At 59.0% G+C, this 19,130-nt stretch carries 10 protein-coding genes, 1 tRNA gene and 3 pseudogenes; 9 read left to right on the top strand and 5 right to left on the bottom strand.

Annotated elements, in window-relative coordinates; all coding sequences use genetic code 11:
- Window positions 1-148 precede the first annotated feature (148 nt).
- Window positions 149-428, top strand: a pseudogene (locus E0W60_RS36320) (ISKra4-like element ISBte1 family transposase); the annotation flags it as partial.
- Window positions 429-1,406: 978 nt separating this feature from the next.
- Here the strand turns inward: E0W60_RS36320 and E0W60_RS36310 are convergent.
- Window positions 1,407-2,977, bottom strand: a protein-coding gene (locus E0W60_RS36310) for an IS3 family transposase (protein WP_135707775.1) whose coding sequence is annotated in 2 segments (ribosomal slippage) — window positions 1,407-2,548 and window positions 2,548-2,977 — 1,572 coding nt in all. Because the reading frame shifts where the segments join, the coding sequence is not laid out codon by codon here.
- A gap of 1,728 nt (window positions 2,978-4,705) precedes the next feature.
- Between E0W60_RS36310 and E0W60_RS36305 the strand changes: the two genes are divergently transcribed.
- The 6 genes from E0W60_RS36305 (at window position 4,706) to E0W60_RS36275 (ending at window position 13,135) form a co-directional block, all read left to right on the top strand.
- Window positions 4,706-5,463, top strand: a protein-coding gene (locus E0W60_RS36305; RefSeq protein ID WP_135707459.1) for an IS5 family transposase whose coding sequence is annotated in 2 segments (ribosomal slippage) — window positions 4,706-5,021 and window positions 5,021-5,463 — 759 coding nt in all. Because the reading frame shifts where the segments join, the coding sequence is not laid out codon by codon here.
- Window positions 5,464-5,708: 245 nt separating this feature from the next.
- On the top strand, window positions 5,709-6,476 hold the full coding sequence (locus E0W60_RS36300) for a hypothetical protein (protein ID WP_135707678.1): 768 nt from the start codon (window positions 5,709-5,711) through the stop codon (window positions 6,474-6,476).
- On the top strand, window positions 6,476-7,018 hold the full coding sequence (locus tag E0W60_RS36295; protein ID WP_135707676.1) for a hypothetical protein: 543 nt from the start codon (window positions 6,476-6,478) through the stop codon (window positions 7,016-7,018). The genes E0W60_RS36300 and E0W60_RS36295 overlap by 1 nt, the downstream gene beginning before the upstream one ends.
- Before the next feature lie 65 nt (window positions 7,019-7,083).
- A complete protein-coding gene (locus E0W60_RS36290) occupies window positions 7,084-8,259 on the top strand; it encodes a hypothetical protein (RefSeq protein WP_135707674.1) in 1,176 nt (391 codons plus the stop codon).
- Window positions 8,256-10,490: a hypothetical protein gene (locus E0W60_RS36285; RefSeq protein WP_135707672.1), complete on the top strand. Its 2,235-nt coding sequence runs from the start codon at window positions 8,256-8,258 to the stop codon at window positions 10,488-10,490. The genes E0W60_RS36290 and E0W60_RS36285 overlap by 4 nt, the downstream gene beginning before the upstream one ends.
- Window positions 10,491-11,740: 1,250 nt before the next feature.
- The gene (locus E0W60_RS36275; RefSeq protein ID WP_167884702.1) at window positions 11,741-13,135 is read left to right on the top strand and encodes a DUF4344 domain-containing metallopeptidase; all 1,395 of its coding nucleotides are present in this window, start codon (window positions 11,741-11,743) and stop codon (window positions 13,133-13,135) included.
- Between the two features lie 167 nt (window positions 13,136-13,302).
- Here the strand turns inward: E0W60_RS36275 and E0W60_RS36265 are convergent.
- Together E0W60_RS36265 and E0W60_RS36260 are read right to left on the bottom strand one after the other, a co-directional pair.
- Window positions 13,303-14,468, bottom strand: a protein-coding gene (locus E0W60_RS36265; protein WP_135706549.1) for an IS3 family transposase whose coding sequence is annotated in 2 segments (ribosomal slippage) — window positions 13,303-14,204 and window positions 14,204-14,468 — 1,167 coding nt in all. Because the reading frame shifts where the segments join, the coding sequence is not laid out codon by codon here.
- Window positions 14,469-14,537: 69 nt separating this feature from the next.
- A pseudogene (locus tag E0W60_RS36260) lies at window positions 14,538-14,717 on the bottom strand (MarR family transcriptional regulator); the annotation flags it as partial.
- A gap of 48 nt (window positions 14,718-14,765) precedes the next feature.
- Between E0W60_RS36260 and E0W60_RS36255 the strand changes: the two are divergent.
- Window positions 14,766-15,377 (top strand): annotated as a pseudogene (locus tag E0W60_RS36255) (IS630 family transposase); the annotation flags it as partial.
- 700 nt (window positions 15,378-16,077) lie between these two features.
- Here the strand turns inward: E0W60_RS36255 and E0W60_RS36250 are convergent.
- Together E0W60_RS36250 and E0W60_RS38515 are read right to left on the bottom strand one after the other, a co-directional pair.
- Window positions 16,078-17,637 carry an amidohydrolase family protein gene (locus E0W60_RS36250; protein WP_135707668.1) on the bottom strand — a complete coding sequence of 520 codons (1,560 nt, stop codon included), beginning with the start codon at window positions 17,635-17,637 and terminating at the stop codon, window positions 16,078-16,080.
- Window positions 17,638-17,915: 278 nt separating this feature from the next.
- Window positions 17,916-18,137: a DUF4124 domain-containing protein gene (locus E0W60_RS38515; protein WP_135707666.1), complete on the bottom strand. Its 222-nt coding sequence runs from the start codon at window positions 18,135-18,137 to the stop codon at window positions 17,916-17,918.
- Between the two features lie 341 nt (window positions 18,138-18,478).
- On the opposite strand from E0W60_RS38515, the gene E0W60_RS36240 reads away from it, so the two are divergent.
- Window positions 18,479-18,555: transfer RNA gene (locus E0W60_RS36240), tRNA-Ile, on the top strand.
- Window positions 18,556-19,130: the final 575 nt, after the last annotated feature.

The raw sequence follows: 19,130 nt of genomic DNA, 5'->3' as shown, positions 1-19,130 counted from the left end.
CAGCCTGTCCGCGCTGGCTCGCGCAGCGAGGAGACCGCAGTTCGAGCGAACAGCCTTTGATACCGGATCACTGGGGTTGCATCTGGCGGAAGTGAAAGCGCTGCTGAGCAGGCTGCAGCGCAAGATGGTTGCGGCACAGATTGCCTTTTCGGACGGAGGGGATACCGTACGATATGCGCAGATCGGCTTTGGTGACCGCGGTGAGTACGTCCTTGAGTGGTTCCACATCGCCAATGCGGATACAGAACCTCGAACAGATGATCAAGGTCCGGCCGGCACGCTGCGACGGCCCCAGCAACGCGGCATTGAGCAAGGCACTGCATAGCGCCAAGTGGCACCTGTGGCACGGCTGCCCCTATCCGGCGTTGCGCCGATTGGAAAGCCCTGGCGGGGATCTGGACGCTGAAACTGAATTGGGGAAGTTTCGTTATGGTAAAACCCACAAGGGACCCCATCTTCTATTCGTGCAAACGCCTCGAACGGGCTTCTTGTTTGCTATCACCCCCCAATGGGTTATTCCCTTGCGCGCTCGGCTGTCTATAAAGAACTCAGACAAAATCCGCAAAAGGAGAGGGGATATGAGGATGATTCTGGTGGAGGCCCTTGTCGGGTTGGGGTTGCTGAGCGGTTGCGCTTTGCAGCGAGTCGAGCCGGTTGCTTCACCGTCATCGATAACCGTCGATAAAGCGCTGGTTTCGGTGGCGACCGGACTGCGCGCCATGAAGAAAGAGTTGGACGCCAACAAACAAGAACTCGGCGTCCAAGTGGATGAGGTAAAGCTGGAGTTTGTGTTGACGAACACAGCTTCCGGTACCGACGAACTAGGGGTAGATCTGTCGCATGTCTTTGCCTTTGGGAAGGACGTAGGAATGACTACAGCAGCCACTGCCTCCAGGGGAAGTACTCTGACTATCGTGCTCAAGCGTCCGAGCGGATCCAAAGATGGGGTGCATCTCAGGCCAAACTGAGCCGCTGGGAGAAGTTGTAGTGGGGCATGGCGGTATTTGGGGTAGTCGTCCTTTTTGTGCATGTATGGACCCGACGCCTTTTGCAAGCTTCTTGTTCGTGATGTCGAAACGGTCTGCATGCATGTATCCGGCTTGCCTGGTGGGCCTTTGCCGAAGCATGTCCGCAGCCTCGATGAGATCCGCGCACCCTGTCCTTAGCAAAATCGCGGCGTGCCTTGGCGGGCCGCCGGCACGAAAATCAGGTCTTGTATTCGACATCGAATTCCGACAATCGAGGGGTGATTGTCCTATTGCTGCATACGGCGCAAGTCACGATTTCTGGTGACTTTTTATCGCCGCAGGTATTCGTGCTGGGACAGCGGACAAGTCGATTGGGTGAAGACAGCTGTGCCGGCCCCCGGTAGAGAGCGGCGCGCGTCAAGGTAGATGTCGCCTCATTCATGCAGCCAAACGCTGGTTTTCGGCGCCTGGCTTGATACCGGAGGGCACGGCAATCTCGCGCTCCGGATTGAGCGTGACCGTTTCGATTGGCGACCAGTCTCGAGTGTTGCATGACCAGCGACGCGGATTGTGCTCACGGGCCTGAACATACAGCGCGTGGCGCGCGGCGAGAATCTTGTCGTCTTGTCCGGCGTGGCGCTGCGCCGGGCTCACGTAGCGGATGCCGCTGTGCCGGTGCTCATGGTTGTACCAGTGGACGAAGTGCGCCGCCCAGGCGCGCGCCGCGGCCAGATCGGCAAAGCCCTTGGACGGGAACTCCGGCCGGTACTTGGCCGTGCGGAAGAGGCTTTCAACAAACGCGTTATCGTCGCTCACGCGCGGACGCGAATACGAGGGCTTGACGCCCAGCCAGTGCAACATCGCCAGCACCGTGGTGGCCTTGAGCGTGGCACCATTGTCGCCGTGCAGCACCGGCTTGGCCGCCATGGCGTGAATACCCTCGGCCAGCGCCGTACGCTTGACGAGATGCGCCGCGTGGTCGGCGTCGTCCCGATCATGGACTTCGAAGCCCACGATCTTGCGGCTGTACACGTCCAGGATCAGGTACAGATAAAACCAGCGCCCGGCGACCTCAGCCGACAGGTAGGTCATGTCCCAGCACCACAGTTGGCGCGGGCCCGTGGCCACGTGCGTGGTAGGTGGCCGGCTTTGGCGCGGTGCCTTGGCGCGTCCTCGATGCCGAGTCTGCCCATGGGCGCGCAGCACGCGACCAAAACTCGATTCGCTGGCCAGGTAGACGCCCTCATCGGCCAGCATGGGCACGATGCGCGCCGGCGGCATGTCGGCGAAGCGCGGCTCGTTGGCAACGGCCAGAATGCGTTCGCGTTCCTCGATGCTCAGCGCATGCGCGGGCGTGGGCCGCTCGGCCCCGGGGCGGCGGTCGCCGACCACCAGGCCATTGTGGGCCTTCCAGCGTTGCAGCGTGCGCACGGTTATGCCAGCTACCTCGCAGGCCAGGCGCAGGCGAGCACCGCCTGCGTGAGCGGTTTCGATATGGCGGACCATCGTGTGGCGATCTTCCAGGCCGATCATGCGTCCTCGTCCTTGTCCTTCGGGAAGATCCCCTCTAGCTTTTTTGAGAGTATCAACAGGGCGGCGGCTTCGGCCAGGGCTTTCTCCTTGCGGCGCAGCTCGCGCTCGAGTTCCTTGATGCGGCGCCGATCGGCCTTTGTCTCACGGTGGGTGGCGCGCGCATCCTCGGGTTCAGCCAGCGCCTGCGTGGCGGCAGTGCGCCACTGCTCCAACTCCTGCGGATACACACCGTTCTCACGGCACCAGGCGTTCTTGCTGGCCTCGTCCATCGCAGCCGTCGCCAGCACCGCCTCGAACTTGGCCGCCGCTGTCCATGCCCGCTCGCGAGCGGGCATGGACATAGCGTCCGCACGCCAGCGCTCCAGCGTGGCCACTGCCACACCCAATTCCCTTGAAACCACTTCCACCGCCGCACTCTCCGGCGGTAACAACCGTGCTACCGCCCGGTCCTTAAAGTCTTGTCCGTATCGAGCCACTGCCATCCCTTATCGCCCCCAAGTTCGGATTCTATCGGGGCGACATCTATTCTGCCGCGGGGGGAGAGGCTGCGGGCTCGCAGGCAAGGAGCGCACTACCGCTTGCTCGCCGCGGCGCGTACCCAATTCTCCCGGGCACGGGCCAGCGGTTGGCGAGCCTCGCGCCCCCAGCTTCGGAGACGAAGCTACAAGGGGGCGTGCCGGGATAAAGCCGGAAATGACACATATGCCAAGAAGTAATAAAGAACCTGGCCTTTATGCCTTTAGCCTGACATAGAGACGTCGGCTGGACCGGTTTTCTGCCGGCCGACAGCGTCGTGTAGCAGCTTGCGGACCCCTGCCGAGAGGCTGTCGGGTAACACACCGGCCACGGCGGCTTTCAGCCATGGAGCAATGGCATCGCGACCAGAGCTTCCCCGCCCGACCAAGGCGCTGCTCGTGCGCAACGTGTTCCGCGGCATCGGGTCCAGAGAAAGCGGCGTCAAAACCACTGCGACTCGTCCATTGGGATCAGGTCGTGTACTGGCTCGATGCGACCAGCCAGACGGCGCGCGCGGAGCGTTTCGCCATCGCGCTCAGAGATGGCATCACCTGCTGTTTCCCACAGACGAAGAGCGACCGCCACTACCTGACTGTGCGGCTTCGAATCGAATCGGCGCGCCGGCCGGTTCCCTGACTCGAACCCAACGTGATGGCCAGGCAGCGCCGCAGGCTTGGCGTTCCGGCATCGACTGCCTATTCTGGTCAGTTCGAGCGGGTTCCGCGCAACCTCGCAGAGCGCCTTACCGAACAAGTCCACCGATCCCGGATGGGGAGGTTGCAAACGCAACCGACACTACTAGATGGGGCTTCTCGCATCAAGGTCACCTTAGCGCAACGCGCATGCAGGATTGGGGCTGGGCAAATACCAGCGGATAGAAGTTGGTGGGACATCGAAGTCTCACGAAAAGATGACCGAGAACTTTGAAACTGGTGAACAACAGCAGACAGACGTCTGCGGTAAGCGCGAGCAAGAAAGGAATCAATTTGCGTAAAAATTCTTGCCTTCCGACTCATCATAGAAGCAGGCTGCTGAAGTACGCCCGCACAATCGGAATGCTTTCCGCCGGTGCGGGTGAACACTGTCTAGTTTCACAATCCGGAAGCTGCGCGCCCCTGAATCGAGATCTTTGGCTGTTGGGCATGCTCAGGACAAACATCTTGTCAACTCGCGTCAGTCCACCTGGAATGACCTTGGCAGCCTCGCGCTCGGCGTGTCCGTCAGCGGTGCTCGCCAGTGCGCTGACCACCAGGTCGTGGCGGTTAACCTGCCGTTCCCATGGCTGCGGCAAGTATGAGATTCCACTCCTGGCCGAACTCCGCCGAGAGGGCCGACGGCGGTCATCGACGGTTGCCGACCCATCTGAGACAATCGCGCAAGACTAACTACGCGGCGGGAAATTGGCATTGCCCTGGGTATGGGTGGCCGACGCCGTGCAACCGGTTGTGAGAGTTACGGACTCACGCCGGAGATTGAGGGGTTGTTGAGAGCCGGGAAAATGGCAGTACATCAATTTCAGTGTTGCATACATGGATCACCCCAAGCGGGGGATGATCTGCCACAGCCAAACTGCTACAGTTGCGCAAGACGCCCCGACGAGGGCGAGTGGCTACCGGCCTGAGCAGAGCAGGGCGGCCCTTTGTCTAGGGCGTGTTCACACTAACTGGATTTAGTTGTATCCTTCGGTGATGGAGATCACCGAAGCCCAATATCGACAGATTGAACACTGCTTGCCGCGTCAGCGTGGCAACGTAAGCATGTCGAACCTGCAAATTTTGAATGCGATTCTTTATGTTGCTGAGCACGGTTGCAAGTGGCGCGGCTTGCCAAAACGCTTCGGCCGTTGGCACACGGTCTACACGCGGATGAACCGATGGTCCAAGAGCGGCGTACTGGATCGGGTGTTCACGGAATTGCAGCGTGCGCAGATCGTTCGCATCAGGATCGAGGCGGTCTCGCTGGATAGCACGGCGGTAAAAGTTCATCCTGACGGTACTGGTGCATTAAAAAAAACGGACCCCAAGCCATTGGAAAATCCCGAGGAGGATGGACCACAAAGATTCATATGGTTGCCGCGGATGCTCGAACGGCCATAACGTTCGCGCTGTCACCCGGCCAGGCCGGTGATGCACCGCAGGGGCGTGCCCTGCTACAAAGCCTTGGGCCACCCGATCGGCCACTGCACCTGCTAATGGACAAGGCATATGAGGGCGATGAGACGCGACAACTCGCACTCGACCTGGGTTTCATTCCCGTCGTTCCGCCCAAAAGCAACCGCCTTGAACCATGGGAATATGATCGCGAGATGTACAAGCGCAGAAACGAAGTGGAGCGCCTGTTCCGCCGCCTCAAAGGCTTTCGTCGCATCTTTTCCCGATTCGACAAGCTGGACGTGATGTTCATCGCCTTCATCAATTTTGCGCTCATCGTCGACGGGCTCAGATAGTGTGAACACGCCCTAAGTAGATTCGGGTTGGGTCCATGTTTTTATACACTCTCGCCGGCGCGCGCGCCGCAGGCCTCGACTTGCTGACTGCGGCGTCGCTCGCACCTCGGCTCCACTATTGTTCTGAAGTCGCAAGAGTTGCGAGACGCCGACAGCCGTACCGCCACCTTTGGTATCCTTGCGTGGCACCCAGCGCTGATTGCTTGCAAACGGGGCAAAGCTCGACGAGGTGAAGGCTGACAGACATGGATGACCGAGACGAATATCTGTTTCGAATAGGCGCCTACACGCCCGCTACCATTCCAATGGAGCGTTTAGCGAAGTACATCGCTTCGCTTGCCAAGCTCTTCGGAAACGATGCCAGCGTTCACCTCGATCATATCGAGGAAGGCAGTACCATTCCCGTGCTAAAGGTTGATGTTGAAGCCGTGTCGCGGGTCTCGGCCCGAATCGTTGGCCTGAGCCGAGGTGAAGCCGCCAATGATGCTGTCGCCGGCTACGACGAACTGAACACACTTCTGCGCGACGACAATGCGACCGGAGAATTGCGTCAACGGCAGCGGGGTGCGCATGTCAGCGCCCTTGTCCTGAGATTTCCGGGTCGAGACCTTCCACGGCCGCTAACGTTCGGTCCCTTCACGGAGTCCGCGACCTTCGATGGCGAGTTGGTGAGAGTCGGTGGTCGAGATAAGAGTGCGCACGCCACAATTGTCGACCCCGAAGGTCGCTCTTGGCACGGCGAGATCAGCCGCCAGCTTGCACAAGACCTTGCGCCTTATCTCTACAAAGGGCCGGTTCTCCGACTGAACGGTGATGCGCGTTGGGAACGGCGCGAAGACGGCTCATGGCATCTTGTCTCGCTAAAAATCAACGAATTCACCGTCCTTGACGACGAAACCCTTATCGAGGTGACAGATCGTCTGCGCAAGCTGGAAAGCTCCAGTTGGAGCAAGCACGGCGACATTGACGGCTACATTACCGCCCTGAGAGGCGAAAGCGACGGGCTGCACTGATGGTAGTCTTTGATACTTCTTTTCTCGCACTCGCTTTCGACGGCGAATACGGCACGCCGATCGATCCGTCAACCGGTGAACCGTTGACCCGATGCGCAGAGCGCATTAACCACTTGATTCTTACCCTGAGTATAGCGAAGCGCCGTATTCTTGTACCGACGCCGGTGCTTGCAGAGTATCTCGTGGAAGGCGGGCAAGATAAGGACAAGCGCCTCAAGATCTTCGCAGGCTCTCGAGTGTTCTCCATTGCAGCCTTTGATCAGCGCGCAGCGATTGAGTGCGCAATGATTGAAGACGGCGACTCGAAGAGAAAAAGGAAGCTAACGCCAGGAGAAACGAAAGCAAAGGTAAAGTTTGATCGCCAAGTCATCGCCATTGCCAAGGCCAACCAGGTGCAAACACTGTACACCGGTGATACGACCCTTGGGAAACACGCAACCGAGAACGGAATCAACGTGGTCCTGACTTGGGAGGTCCCCCTGCCGGCGACTCCACCTCAGCTTCAGCTTGACTACGAGGCCGACGCGCAACATAGCGGCTAGACCAAAGATTCGAAAGAAGCAAACCACTGCCGGCGCCCTGAGTCTTGAGCGCTGTACATTTCTCTATGATTTCCTTTCAGCAGGCCGTCAGCCTCCGCGAGATTGAAGCCGCTTACGCGGAGGCTGGCAACGACGCGATCTTGCGGATTCCTCTTGCCCTCCGATATGGCGGAGCAGTAGGCGTGCCGTCGGCGCTCGTGCAATACGTCGCGACTTGGTCTCGTCAACAGACGCATCCCGCACTCCGACTGTATGGAAACGTCGACAGCAACCCGATGGAATCCTTGGCACAGGAGCCCCACGGACTCGTGTCGACCTATTTTGCCGGTTCGGTCGAAGTACCAGGGCGTGACACGCCATTGTCGACGCGGGAAGCCCTGTCCTTCGGTGTCGGGCGAATCCAGGCCATGCAGGAGAGTCAGTTCCGGGACACCATGCGCGGCCGGGGGGTGTTCCTCTGTTGCTTTGCGAGGGCGAAGAACGAGTATCTTCTTCCGTTTTATAGTCGCGCACATCCGAGCGGGCTACGGTCGCGAGGGGACTTCGTCTGGCTCACCTCCAAGATCATCGGCGCATGTGCGCCTTCGGCGGAATGGCGAGTGTCGGAGCAAGACAACACCGCGATCGGGACCTTGATTTACGAGCTTTTCAGGAACACCGATGAGCACGCGACTGTTGACGAGGAAGGGAGGCCGTATGCCAGAAACGTCCGGGCGGTCATGGCGAAGTTTATTGCCTATGATCGGGACGCCCATCACGAGCAGGTGGTCTCCGATGATCCGGTATTCAGCGGATACCTTGCGGAGAACGCTGCAGCCCATGCTGCGGCGACGCCTGGTGGGGATTCTCCGCTGCAGCGGACGTCGTTTTTAGAGTTGACAGTGCTTGACACCGGGCCGGGCCTGGTACGGCGATGGATGTCACGATATGGTACGCCACCGGCTGGAACACTCTCCATCGACGACGAGGTTGATATCGTTAAAAATTGCTTTGCTTTGCACGCAACAACTAAAGACACGAATGCGAGTGGGGGCGGGCTTACCTACGTGCTGAAGACATTGAGCGAACTGAATGCATATCTTAGGCTCCGTACCGGAAGGATATGCCTTGTTCAGGATTTCTCGAATACACCGGCTGGCTCTTTTGAGCCAAGGCATTGGCTTGAAAACCAGAAAGAACTGAGTCATACCGCGGGCGCTTCCTACTCCATCGTGATTCCATTGGCGGCGGTGCAGCGATGAATGGGTTTTTTGCGTTTGATTGGGCACTCGATAGTGGTTCGCCGGTTCAGAATTTCCATTTCCTATTCAAGCCACCGGGCGCCTTGAATGCGGCGAACCTGGCGGATGCCATTGAAGCCGGGTTGCAGGGCATCAACCCGCCTGACGTCGTTGCAATTATCTGCGAGCAAGCGGAAGCCGATTCGGTCACGCAGGCGTTCGGACAGCCGTTGCTCGCGCAGGCCGCTAGCCGTACGTCGAGCAAAGTTTGTCTGTGTATCTGTTCGTTCAACCACGGCGGATCCGTAACTCTGGTAGAGGCGGTGACCAACCCGGTTCCCGGGCTTGGCCAGTTGCTCCGCGGCCGGACGCCGGCCATTCGTAACGCAGGGCTGAAACGATTATTCTCGGCTAAGCACGTTTCCGTTGTGGCGCCGCCGGGCTTCACGTTCGTCAAGCCGTCTCAGAAGCGCTCGACGCACTTCTTGCGTGCCGAAGAGGCGCTTACCGAAGTCGAAGGCGTCCAGTTCCTCGCCTTTGCCCTGCTCGAGAAGCTCCGCAGTCGTTCGCTGAAAGTGGGCACGCAGCTTGAAGTGATTTTCGTCGACACGATGGGCATTGCCGCCGTAGCCTATGCGCTACGAGAGATGTACTGTGCGCTCTACGGAGTTCCCAAGCCCCGTGTGGTCACGTTTCATTCGCACGAAGGGATCGACAAAATCGACGCGCCACTCCATGGCACTTCGTTCACGCTTATTTCGGCGTCGTCCTCGATGAACCTGGAGCGTGACTGGAAGCAGAAGGTCAAATGCGACGCGACGGAAGTCGTCACGCTGCTGACGCTGGTCGACGCCAAGGACGCCGAGGATGCCCTCTGTGCACTCCCTGTACCGGAAGGCCTCGATGACAGGCGGCGCCATAATCATCTGAAGGACTTGCCAATCGTTGGCGAGCGCTTCGCACCGGAGGAATTGCTGCCCAAATCGGTCCTACTCCGGAAGGCGGAGCACCGATTGCAACACGTCTCTGATTTCTGTCAGGCGTTCGGTCGGAACGGCGCGCTTGCTGTCCAAGCACGCGGCCCGATTCCAGCATCCAAGATCCGCCCGATTTATTTCGACGGCCGGAAGTTGCTGGAAGACGCCGCCTTCAGAGCGTTTGCTGACAAGTTGACGAGTCAGCAGACCGCCGCCTCGGTGAGCTCCGTCATCTATCAGAACGATGAAGCGTCCCATGAGATTGCGAAGTACTGCGCTGCCAGTCTGCAGAAGGTCATGCAACGAGCGTCGCCGCTCGCGCTCATCAGTGATCACGAAATTGAAACTGGCGACGCCGAGCTTGACCGAGACGCCGGCATCCTCGTGGTCGCCGCAGTGGTTGGACGTGGAACGCGACTGTTATCCATCAGCCGTGACCTACGCGACATCCACGCGGGTGCGCGCACCTACCTCATTGGGGCACAGATCGCGGAGACCGCATCTCAGCTCGCCGCGCTCCGTCCGAATCTGAAGCACTCGGCGTCGGGCGCGGAAATCAGGATCGAGCGTTTCAGGGGGGTGGCGGTTGGGCAGGGGATCGCCGACTCGTTTCAGGAAGAGTTTCAACTGCTTCGGAACAGTCAAAGGCAGTTTGGGGATGCTTACGCTACACGCCTCAATGGTCTCGACGGCTCCCCGAACGGATTGGGCAACACGGTCTTCATGCCGCGAGACGACGGGCTTGCTGAATCGATGCGGCTCCGTCCCGATTTCGCGTATTGGGACCCATTTTATTGCGAGTCCGATGAGACCAATGCAGCCGTGCTGGTGACGGCTGGCGCGCTGTTGCAGCATGCCCGGGAAGCGAAATTTGCGAGTGAGATCGACCGGCTTGCCACTGACGCGTTCCAGCAGGTCATCCTCAATCCAGAAAACTTCACGCGATACAACGATGGGGTAATCCAGGCCGCGCTCTTGCGGTGTGCGCGACCCAGCGAGCTGGACTACTCCCGAGAGTCGAATGCCAGCCAGTTCATGCTGGATTTTCTCGCGAACGTTTTCGATCAGCACAATCGCCGGCAAGGTGAGGCCGCATGCGAGTTTGCGTTTGCACTGTACACACGCAAACTCCGCCTCCAGCAGCAACACCTTGAGGAGTTGAAGCTTCGTGTCAAGCCAAAACTGGACGGCACCTCGCACAAGCTTCGCCTCCTTCGTATTCTGTTCGAATTCGACGCGATGCCAGCAAGCGAGATCCTTCCCGACGACTTTTGAGGGCGGTATTGTCAAGACTACAACAAGGAGGAGGCGCCGAAACTGGGGCCGGTACTAAGCTTGTTGCTTCACCTCCGGATGATGTGTCATGACTAGTGTGACCGTATTGGCTGCGGCAGTTTGCTGGGCGGCGGAAGGCGCGCACCGGGCGCCCGCCCACTAGGAAGCCGACGTAACCTCACGCGGGATGGTTTTGAACTCTTCTAGGACCGCCCATCTTCCGCGCACGAAATTCGAGGAGATCTGTCGTCGCCACGGCGCTGAGACGCGCAGACGCGTCCGGGGTTCATCCCTTCACCTTGCACGGATTCCGGTATTCCTGCGCCGCGCTGTGACAAGGCGAGTGCTGTCCCGTGGTCCGAGTGGCGGCAAGGCGCGTGGCCACCTTAGAACGGGCGCAGTCGGGCGTTGTAACGATCCCGCCAGGGACGTGAGTCCGCGCTGGAGTGGACCGGGTCAGGCTGGTAAGGGCTTGTGTAGTGCGGGTCAGCATCAGGACGCCTGGCACGCGGATTCGCAAAGGCAAGCCCGAGCCTGATGTGCTGCAGCTCGTGCTGACGAGCTTGCTGGGAGACCGTCGACCCGGGCCTGGAGATGTTCGTCCGTGCATCGCAGGTTGCGAGCCTGGCGACTGGAGAGATGGAAGGTCGCGGCGAATGCTTCCATGGATTGCTGCCACATAGTGAGGCAGCAGTAGTAGCAACGACCGGATTGGTGCTGAACCGCGAGGGTGCGCAGACGCGCGAGAGTCGAGGGCTCGGGACTCGGCACCTCGCGCTAACGGCCGCGGCCATCGTGACAGATTGCCATATGGTCGGCGGCAACCACAACTTTCCATTCATCCTACGGAGGCATCTCGGGGATATCGGATATCGCGGAAGTCGCCTGTGCTCCAAAGCACCAGCACGCTGCTTCGCAACAGCTTCGCCGCGGCTGCGATTGGACCAATTTCTTGCTCGCATGGCGAGGGCGAGTGGAGTCATTTGCTCGGAGTCGGCGGCCGTTGCGGTAACAACACAGAGTTTATGGTTTTGCTCCCGTCATTGATGAGGGAAGCAGAGGCTAACATGTTGATTTCATGGCGAAACGATCGTCGTAAAAGGCGCCGAAGCCGCAGGCCAACATGCGTCGCGATTGTGCGCTTCGACACATGAGGAGACAATGCGCCCTCAGCGGTCAGCGTCGCCATGTACGCGCTCGGTAGTGTCATAGAAGCGCGACCTACGACCGCCCCGCAGCGGAGCACAAGAATGCTACAAAAATTTTTCGGTCTCGCCACACTGTGCCTATGCACGACTACCGCGTTCGCGAAAATACCGGTCGAAGTTTCGCCCGCCTACGCCCAGATCGTTATTAACCAGACGGAAGAACTGCCCACAAAGAACGGTTTCGGCCAGGTGGTCTACCCGACGAAGACACGTGACATCTACAGCGTGAAAGTGACTACAGACGGGCCGGGGGTCACGGTAGAGACCTATCGGACGCAAGATCTCGACAGAAATGACTATTCCAAGGTGGTTCGCCTTGGAGAGGTGCGCGGGAAATGGAGCGGCTTTGTGGAGTTCCCTCCAGGGGAAACCTCCGGGAAACTTATCTTCGTTCGTCCTCCCGCGAACGGGAAAGTCAAAGCCAGACTGGAGGTAACACGTCTCGGGACCAGGACGGTGGAGCAGCGCAAAGCTATCGAGGATTTCATGCGTATCCCGTTGGATGTGCTGGACGAGATCTATAGCTTGCCGAAATTTAAGGTCGTTGTGAAGCCATGCGGCACGGTCAATGCGTTTTCGGCTCCGGACATCACGATTTGCACAGAATTGATTGCCGACCTTTTCGAGAAGGACGCGAGCGAGGCACTCCCGGTCATGGTCATGCATGAAGTCGGACACACCCTCCTTAATCTCTGGGGAATGCCAGGGTGGGACAACGAAGATGTAGTGGACGAGTTTGCAGGGTCGCTAATGGTTTCCTCACGGCCGCAGGCGGTCCGTGCAATGGCCAAATGGCTACGCTCCCTGGATTCGCTGAGCGCAGCGGCTCTGCAGTTATCGCGTGATGAGCGTCACAGCATCCCCGTTCAGCGTGCGCGGAATTTCGAGCGACTCTTGGCGGACGCGGCCCAGACACCGAAGGGCCAGTTTACGCCGACACAGAAGCGTTGGTTCACTTTGCTGGGCGACCATGTAAAGGCCGAGCGCCGCGAAGCCAACACGACGCCGAGCGTGGCCCAACCGTCGGCAACCACACAGGCAAATGCACCCGCGGAGATGACAGTGGCCAGCGGAGTATGCGAGCGCTTGACTATGGCCGGTTCAGACGCCACAAAGCTGTGTAGCAACAACGTGCTACGAATGAAGTATCAGAGTGGACGAAGCAGTTTCGTGGTCGCAACGACTAATAAGGTGCCGTTGGCGTTTGCCACAGGTCCGGAGGAGCGCACCGAGGGCGGAGGGAGTACGTTCGCGGTGGATACCATCTCTGTCTGGCACACCTCTGCGTCGGATATGGAGTTTCTGCCCGCGCACGGTAAATGCATCGTTCGCCCCGTCGGTGAGTCAAAAATTCTTCAGTGTGACCTCGTTACCGATTCGAACGGAGCGCTGCACGGCGTTCAGCTTCGGTTCCGCGAGTGGGAACCGTTGCACTAGTACCGCTGCACGGAGGTTTTGACAGTTTGGCTGGGTTGTAGGACAGGCAAGCAGTTGTGGTCAACGAGCAGTTCGATGCTGCGAGCGATGCCTGCTTGCCGGCGGATTAATCCATTGCGTTCGAGGTTGAGCACTGAGGTGTTCTGTCCAGCGCGGACACGTCTGGTTCATGCTGCAGCTAGTCGACTGAGGTAGCTTGCAGCGACTTCGCCTGGCGTTCGGTACCCCAACTTCGAATGGCGCCGTTGGCGATTGTAAAAAATCTCAATGTACTCACGGACAGAGGCCATGGCTTCCAGCCGGGTGGCATACCGATGGTGGTACACCAACTCTGCTTTCAGGCTGCCCCAGAAGCTTTCCATGGGCGCATTGTCGTAGCAGTTTCCCTTGCGTGACATCGAAGCCAGCATGCCGAACTGCGCTAGCAACCTGCGATAGCCGTGAGCACAGTATTGGCTGCCCCGGTCTGAATGATGAATCAGGCCGGGCCGTGGCCGCTTGCTGCGCACCGCCCGGAACAGCGCCTCGCCCACCAATTCCTGTGTCATTCTGGGCCCCATCGCGTAGCCCACGATCTCGCACGTGTACAGGTCCTTGATTCCTGCCAGGTACAACCAACCCTCATCGGTCGCGATATACGTGATGTCTGTCACCCACGCGGCATTTGGCCTGTCGGCTTCAAATTTCTGCTCCAGTAGGTTGGGCGCCACTGGCAGATTATGAGCCGAGCGAGTTGTCGCTACGAATCGACGCTTTTGCCGACACCGAATCCCCATCTCGTTGCGCAATCTGGCCAGCCGATCACGGCCGACCACGAATCCATCGCCAGCCAGCTCGCGCTGCAGGCGCCGCGTACCGTACGTCTGACGCGTGCGCTTGTGGGCTGCCCGGATCGCCAGACGCAGCCGCTCCTGTTCCGGACTGAGCCCGTAAGGTCTGTGTGTCCAGTCGTAGTAGCCACTGCGCGAGACCCCCAATACCCGGCACATCAACTTCACCGGATACACTTCTCGCCATTGACTCACGAACGCGTACCGGGCAGTGATTCCCTGGCGAAGTACGCCGCGGCTTTTTTTACAATATCGCGCTCCAGCCTCGCCTCGGCCAGCTCCTTGCGCAGCCTCGCATTCTCCGCCGCCAACTCTGCCACTGTCACGCCCCCTGGTGCCGCTGCTGTTCCAGGCGCCTTGGCTTTCGACACCCAATTCGTCAACGTGCCCTTCGGAATCCCCAGACGCTGCGCGGCCGACTGCAGCGTCAGTCCCTGTTCCAGCACCAGTCTCACGGCCTCTGCCTGAAACTCTTCCCCGTACGTCTGTCTTGCCTTGCTCATCTGTGCACACTCCTGATCCACGATCTTAATCTAAGGACCAAGCGTGTCCGCCTCGATCAGGCTACCTCACACCATTTGGTGGACGGAAGGAGCCGTGACGGCGAAAAATCGCTGCATGTCGCGCTCGGCCGGAGAGCGGCCGTTTATCAAGCTGTAGGCCCAGATGAAGGCGAGATACTGACCTTGCTTGTCGGTGAAGCTCTGGCAGGCTGAGCGCTCGCCAGACAATGGAAGCGATTTCTGATTCATTCGGAACCCCGGCAGTCGAAGGAGGCTCCCCCGAAGGAAGCCATCCGGATGAATCTACGCTATCGAATCGAACTCGACCAATCCGAGTGTGAGGCGCTTGCTGCCATGCTAAGCGGCGGCAAGCACGCGGCACGCAAGCTCAAGCGAGCCCAGATCCTGCTTGCAGCGCACGCTGGCAAGGATGATGCGAGCATTGCCGCCACCGTGGCGGTTGGCGAATCCACGGTGTACCGCACCAAGCGTCGCTTCGTGGAGATGGGTCTGGACGCGGCGCTGAACGAACAGGCTCGGCCTGGGGCCCAGCGCAAGCTCAGCGGCAAGGAAGAGGCCCTGTTGATAGCCACCGCCTGCACCAACCCGCCAGCGGGACGTGCACGCTGGACGCTGGAATTGCTCGCCGACACGTTCGTCAAACTAACCGAGCACGAAGAGCTATCGCGCGAGACGGTACGCCGGCGCCTGGCCGAGAACGATCTGAAGCCCTGGCGCAAGGACATGTGGTGCATTCCCAAGATCGACGCGGAATACGTTGCACGCATGGAAGACGTGCTCGACCTGTATGCCGAAACCCCAGATCCGCACCACCCGTTGGTGTGCTTCGATGAAAGCCCGACCCAGCTCATCGGCGAAGTACGCCAACCGATTCCGGCCGAGCCGGGTATTCCCTACACATCTGACCTCTCTTGGTCCGTTGACACCGGGCAATGGATCATTAGTTCGCGGTCCGCTCTCGAAAGCCCGTATGCACCTTTTGCCAAAAGAGGGCCGGCTGGCATAAGCTCCGGGCGTCTGCGGTTTCAATAGTTGAACACGTAATGTCTGTGAACATGGTTGCACCGGTCGATGTACAGCCGCTCGTTACACTTGAGCGCTGGCGGGTCCGCGAAACAAGGTCGGGTCAACGACATTTTGTGGGGTACTGCGTCGAGAACAATGAGGTTCGAGTGAGCAGCGCAATCCAATCCTTCGACAGTGAGGCAGCTGTCGGCGTAACCTCAAGCGGACGGCGATACTTGCTGTCGGGCTCGCCGTGCTTCGATGGTGAGGCTAGGCGTGTATGGGAGGAGCTGGCGGGACAGTCTGATAGCGGAGAGACTAAGGATGTCAGCATGGAATTCATGGCGCCGGGTAAGCTGTGAAAACTCATAGTGCTTGCTTTCCCCTCCCCGGGAAAAATTCGACGGCCAAATTGGTAACGACGGGCTCGTCCGGCACGGCCGGAAGGCGCCGCCTGCTACCAAAGGCGATCGAAACCGGAACGGGCAGGGCTCTAGGCTCGGCCAGAGTCCTGTCGGCGTTCGCCCGAACCCGGCTTCGGCCCACCGTCGAGGGTAGGCGCTCGGAAGCGTGGAACGGGGCTTCAGTCCATGAACGCCTTCTTTGCGTAGTCAGGCATGTTCACACTGGCTCGCATTGCGCTCAGGAAATCTGGATCGTCAACTGCCGCCATCGGAGCAAGCCGCATGGACTGAGCTGGTAGGTTATCGCCCCGCAACAGGATTGACGACATGCTCTCCTGGGCCATTTCGTCTTCCAGGCTTAGTTCGTTGTCATCAGTGACGCCGTTTGCTAGCAAAAGAGTCTTCTGACCGTCCTCGAAGCCTGGCAGGTGCTCAAGGCCATATCGAAGCTTTTCCAATGCCTGTGCTAGGGTCACGCCGCCGAGCCCATCGTCTCCCTCCTCGACCAGATCCAGCACATAGGCTTTACCTCCGATGGAAACCGGCTCGCTTGAGAGCGGGTCGGCAATCACGAGACCGTTGTCCTCGCCGAGCCGAACTCGCCCGTCGATGACTACCGCGCGGACGGATGTCTCCTTGGCCTCCACCAATCGCGCGTAGTGGTCGCCTCCAGTACCTGCCAGCACAAGAAGGTCGGCCCACTTGCCAGGTTCAAGACTGCCGAGGAACTTGTCCCAGCCCACCATCGCCGCGGGGACGATAGTCACCGCAGCCACCAGTTCAGCATCGGTTAAGACGCCGCCCTTGTACCGGCTGACCTCCCGTGCGACCTTGAGTTCACCAAGCAAGTTCTTGCAACCGCTTGGGGCCCAGTCCGCCCCAATAGCAATAGGGATCCCGCGGCTTTTCGCCTCTTCGATCTTGCAAGTCTCCCCATATAGCAGCAGGTTACTAGTCGGCGACCACACGATGCCCGGAACAACCCTAAGCGCCTCCCACCCATCCGTTGGGATGCCAACACAGTGAATGCAGATCAAGTGGGGATTCAACCCGCCCGGAACCTGCTGAAGATCCCGAAATACACGTTCACCGTAGGCACCGACGCCTTCACTGAGGTGGTAGATGTATGGCTGCCCTTGCTTTGTCCATTCAAGCATTTCGGCAAGCTTTTCCGGATTGAAGTCAGGTGTATTCGACTTGACAGTGGGAAGCTCGGGAGCTAGCGGCTGTTCGATGTTACGCATCAGGCCTGAGTACATGGCACCACTCTTCAATGGCATACCGTGTCCAGTGGTTACACCTCCAAACAACCCTCGACATTCGGCATGTCGGACTATCGCCCGAGGGTAGGATTTGTCTCTGTTCTGGTTGAGCAACGTGAACGGCGCCGTCACCGCTGGGTAATACTCTTTGACGGTCTGCCACTCGCGACGGTTATCAAACCTACGGTCGACCTCCCACAAAGGAATCATGTTGTATGGCAGATGATTGTGGAGATCGAACAGCCCTGGATAGATGGTGCCACCTGTTTCGACGACCGGCGCATTTGCGAAAGCGGTTGGCAACGTCTCGTCAGCACGAACCAGCTCGACGATATGACGGCCCTCCAAACACAATCGGCCACCGACCAAGACGTCGCGATTCTTGTTCATTGTCACAATGTCGCCGACTACCACGACGCGCTTGTCAACGAGCTGCGCCATGGTCTTGCTACTGCCGACTGCTGTAAATTGAATCATGCTGTTCTCTCCCGATTGTAAGTATTCAAATCAGCAACCGAGATCGGTTGCCACGGCGGCCAGAAAAGGGGGTGGCGAATCTACACGTCGCTACTTACCGTGTATTGGCAACCCGAAGGCCTGGCTATTCACAGCGATATTTCGATATCTGGGCGCCGATGGCACGTACGGCTTCTGATGCTCGCTGTACTTCAGCAACGTCGTTTCGCAGCATGGCGCGTTCCGACCATGCCAAATTGTTGTGATACTGCTGCCGCAACGAAGGGCAAACGATCCCACTAGCAAAGTCGCTCGGCCGACTTTGGATCTCCAATGACAATTGGCTGAGCCCGATATTCCGCGTTCAGTTGACCGATGGTCTTCCGAGACGATTCCGTCTTTGTGCCGTCGGGACACGGCTGATCCTGGAGCGTCACTCTACCGTCCATCCCGCGACATTGGTATACGGTCTGTCCCACTGCACTCGTTGTGAAAAGCCCCAGTAGCAGAATTCTCAACATGGTTTCCTCCCCAGCGAATTTTCCTTGAGGAATCGAGCTGGGTACTCCCCACAGTTGGGGGGCTGTGTCGATGGATAGCTACCTCTGCAGCATCGACACATTGACATGGCGGATCGGCTATCGCCCAAGACCAGAATCTGCTGGCGCCGGATCCATGATCGGAAGTCAGCCGGCAAACTAATCCTCCGCGGTAACCACTGAGCTACGTGAGGCAGAGTATTAAGTTCGTCGTCCGATGACCCAAGCCTGCTATCATTCGCGCGTCGCGGGGAATCGAGACGTAAGCTCCTTCCCTTTCAGACTTATCGGGACCAGTTGTGGTACCTGTGTCGTGAAACAGTGGGCCTGTAGCTCAGGGGTCAGTAGCAGAGAACTCATAATTCTTTGGTCGCAGGTTCAAATCCTGCCAGGCCCACCAAGTACCTACATGCGACCTCGGTAATGCGGGGTGAAAGGGAAGCATTCCGGTGACCGGACTGGCCGGTGTCTGCCTTGCGCTCCCGCCACGATTCGACGGCGACGGTGAGTTGCAGCGTGCGTGGCCGGGCGAGCGCCAGAGTTGCCGCGGCACAGCGACAAGGCGCGGAAAGCGCGATAGCGAAGGGGAGCCAGAAGCAAAACTGCAGCCGTTGATAGTGAGCCGCGGTGGCGACCGCTAAGGTGCAATGAATTGGGCCGCAAAAGGCGACTTGCGTCGATAATGGGTCGTCGATGCCAGCCTGCAAGCTCCCTCTGCTGAAGTCACAAGGTCTTTGGGGGCCAAAATTACGTCTTGCGGCCCAATCTGTTACACCATCAGGTCATTCCTACAAAGCTGGCTTGCCTTGCCGCACGATGGAAGGTCCAATCGTCTCTCCAGCGCCTGGCTGGTGGCCAGGTTCCGGCTCAGTTCTGTGACCTCCAGAGAACTAAGCGAGTCCGGGCTCAGACGAGCATGTCTTCGCCTTGTGTCAGATTGACCGAAGTGCGGAGATGGCGAAACAAGTCCGGCCG

This window comes from Cupriavidus oxalaticus (assembly GCF_004768545.1).
GTDB classification, from domain to species: Bacteria; Pseudomonadota; Gammaproteobacteria; order Burkholderiales; family Burkholderiaceae; genus Cupriavidus; species Cupriavidus oxalaticus_A.
This window is presented reverse-complemented; position numbering and strand designations above follow the sequence as displayed.

What these genes read in the sequence shown, in the direction of transcription:
- E0W60_RS36250 (WP_135707668.1), bottom strand. Translation starts at nt 17,637, where the DNA reads ATGATTCAATTTACAGCAGTCGGCAGTAGCAAGACCATGGCGCAGCTC.
- E0W60_RS36290 (WP_135707674.1), top strand. Translation starts at nt 7,084, where the DNA reads ATGATTTCCTTTCAGCAGGCCGTCAGCCTCCGCGAGATTGAAGCCGCT.
- E0W60_RS36295 (WP_135707676.1), top strand. Translation starts at nt 6,476, where the DNA reads ATGGTAGTCTTTGATACTTCTTTTCTCGCACTCGCTTTCGACGGCGAA.
- E0W60_RS36275 (WP_167884702.1), top strand. Translation starts at nt 11,741, where the DNA reads ATGCTACAAAAATTTTTCGGTCTCGCCACACTGTGCCTATGCACGACT.
- E0W60_RS36300 (WP_135707678.1), top strand. Translation starts at nt 5,709, where the DNA reads ATGGATGACCGAGACGAATATCTGTTTCGAATAGGCGCCTACACGCCC.
- E0W60_RS38515 (WP_135707666.1), bottom strand. Translation starts at nt 18,137, where the DNA reads ATGTTGAGAATTCTGCTACTGGGGCTTTTCACAACGAGTGCAGTGGGA.
- E0W60_RS36285 (WP_135707672.1), top strand. Translation starts at nt 8,256, where the DNA reads ATGAATGGGTTTTTTGCGTTTGATTGGGCACTCGATAGTGGTTCGCCG.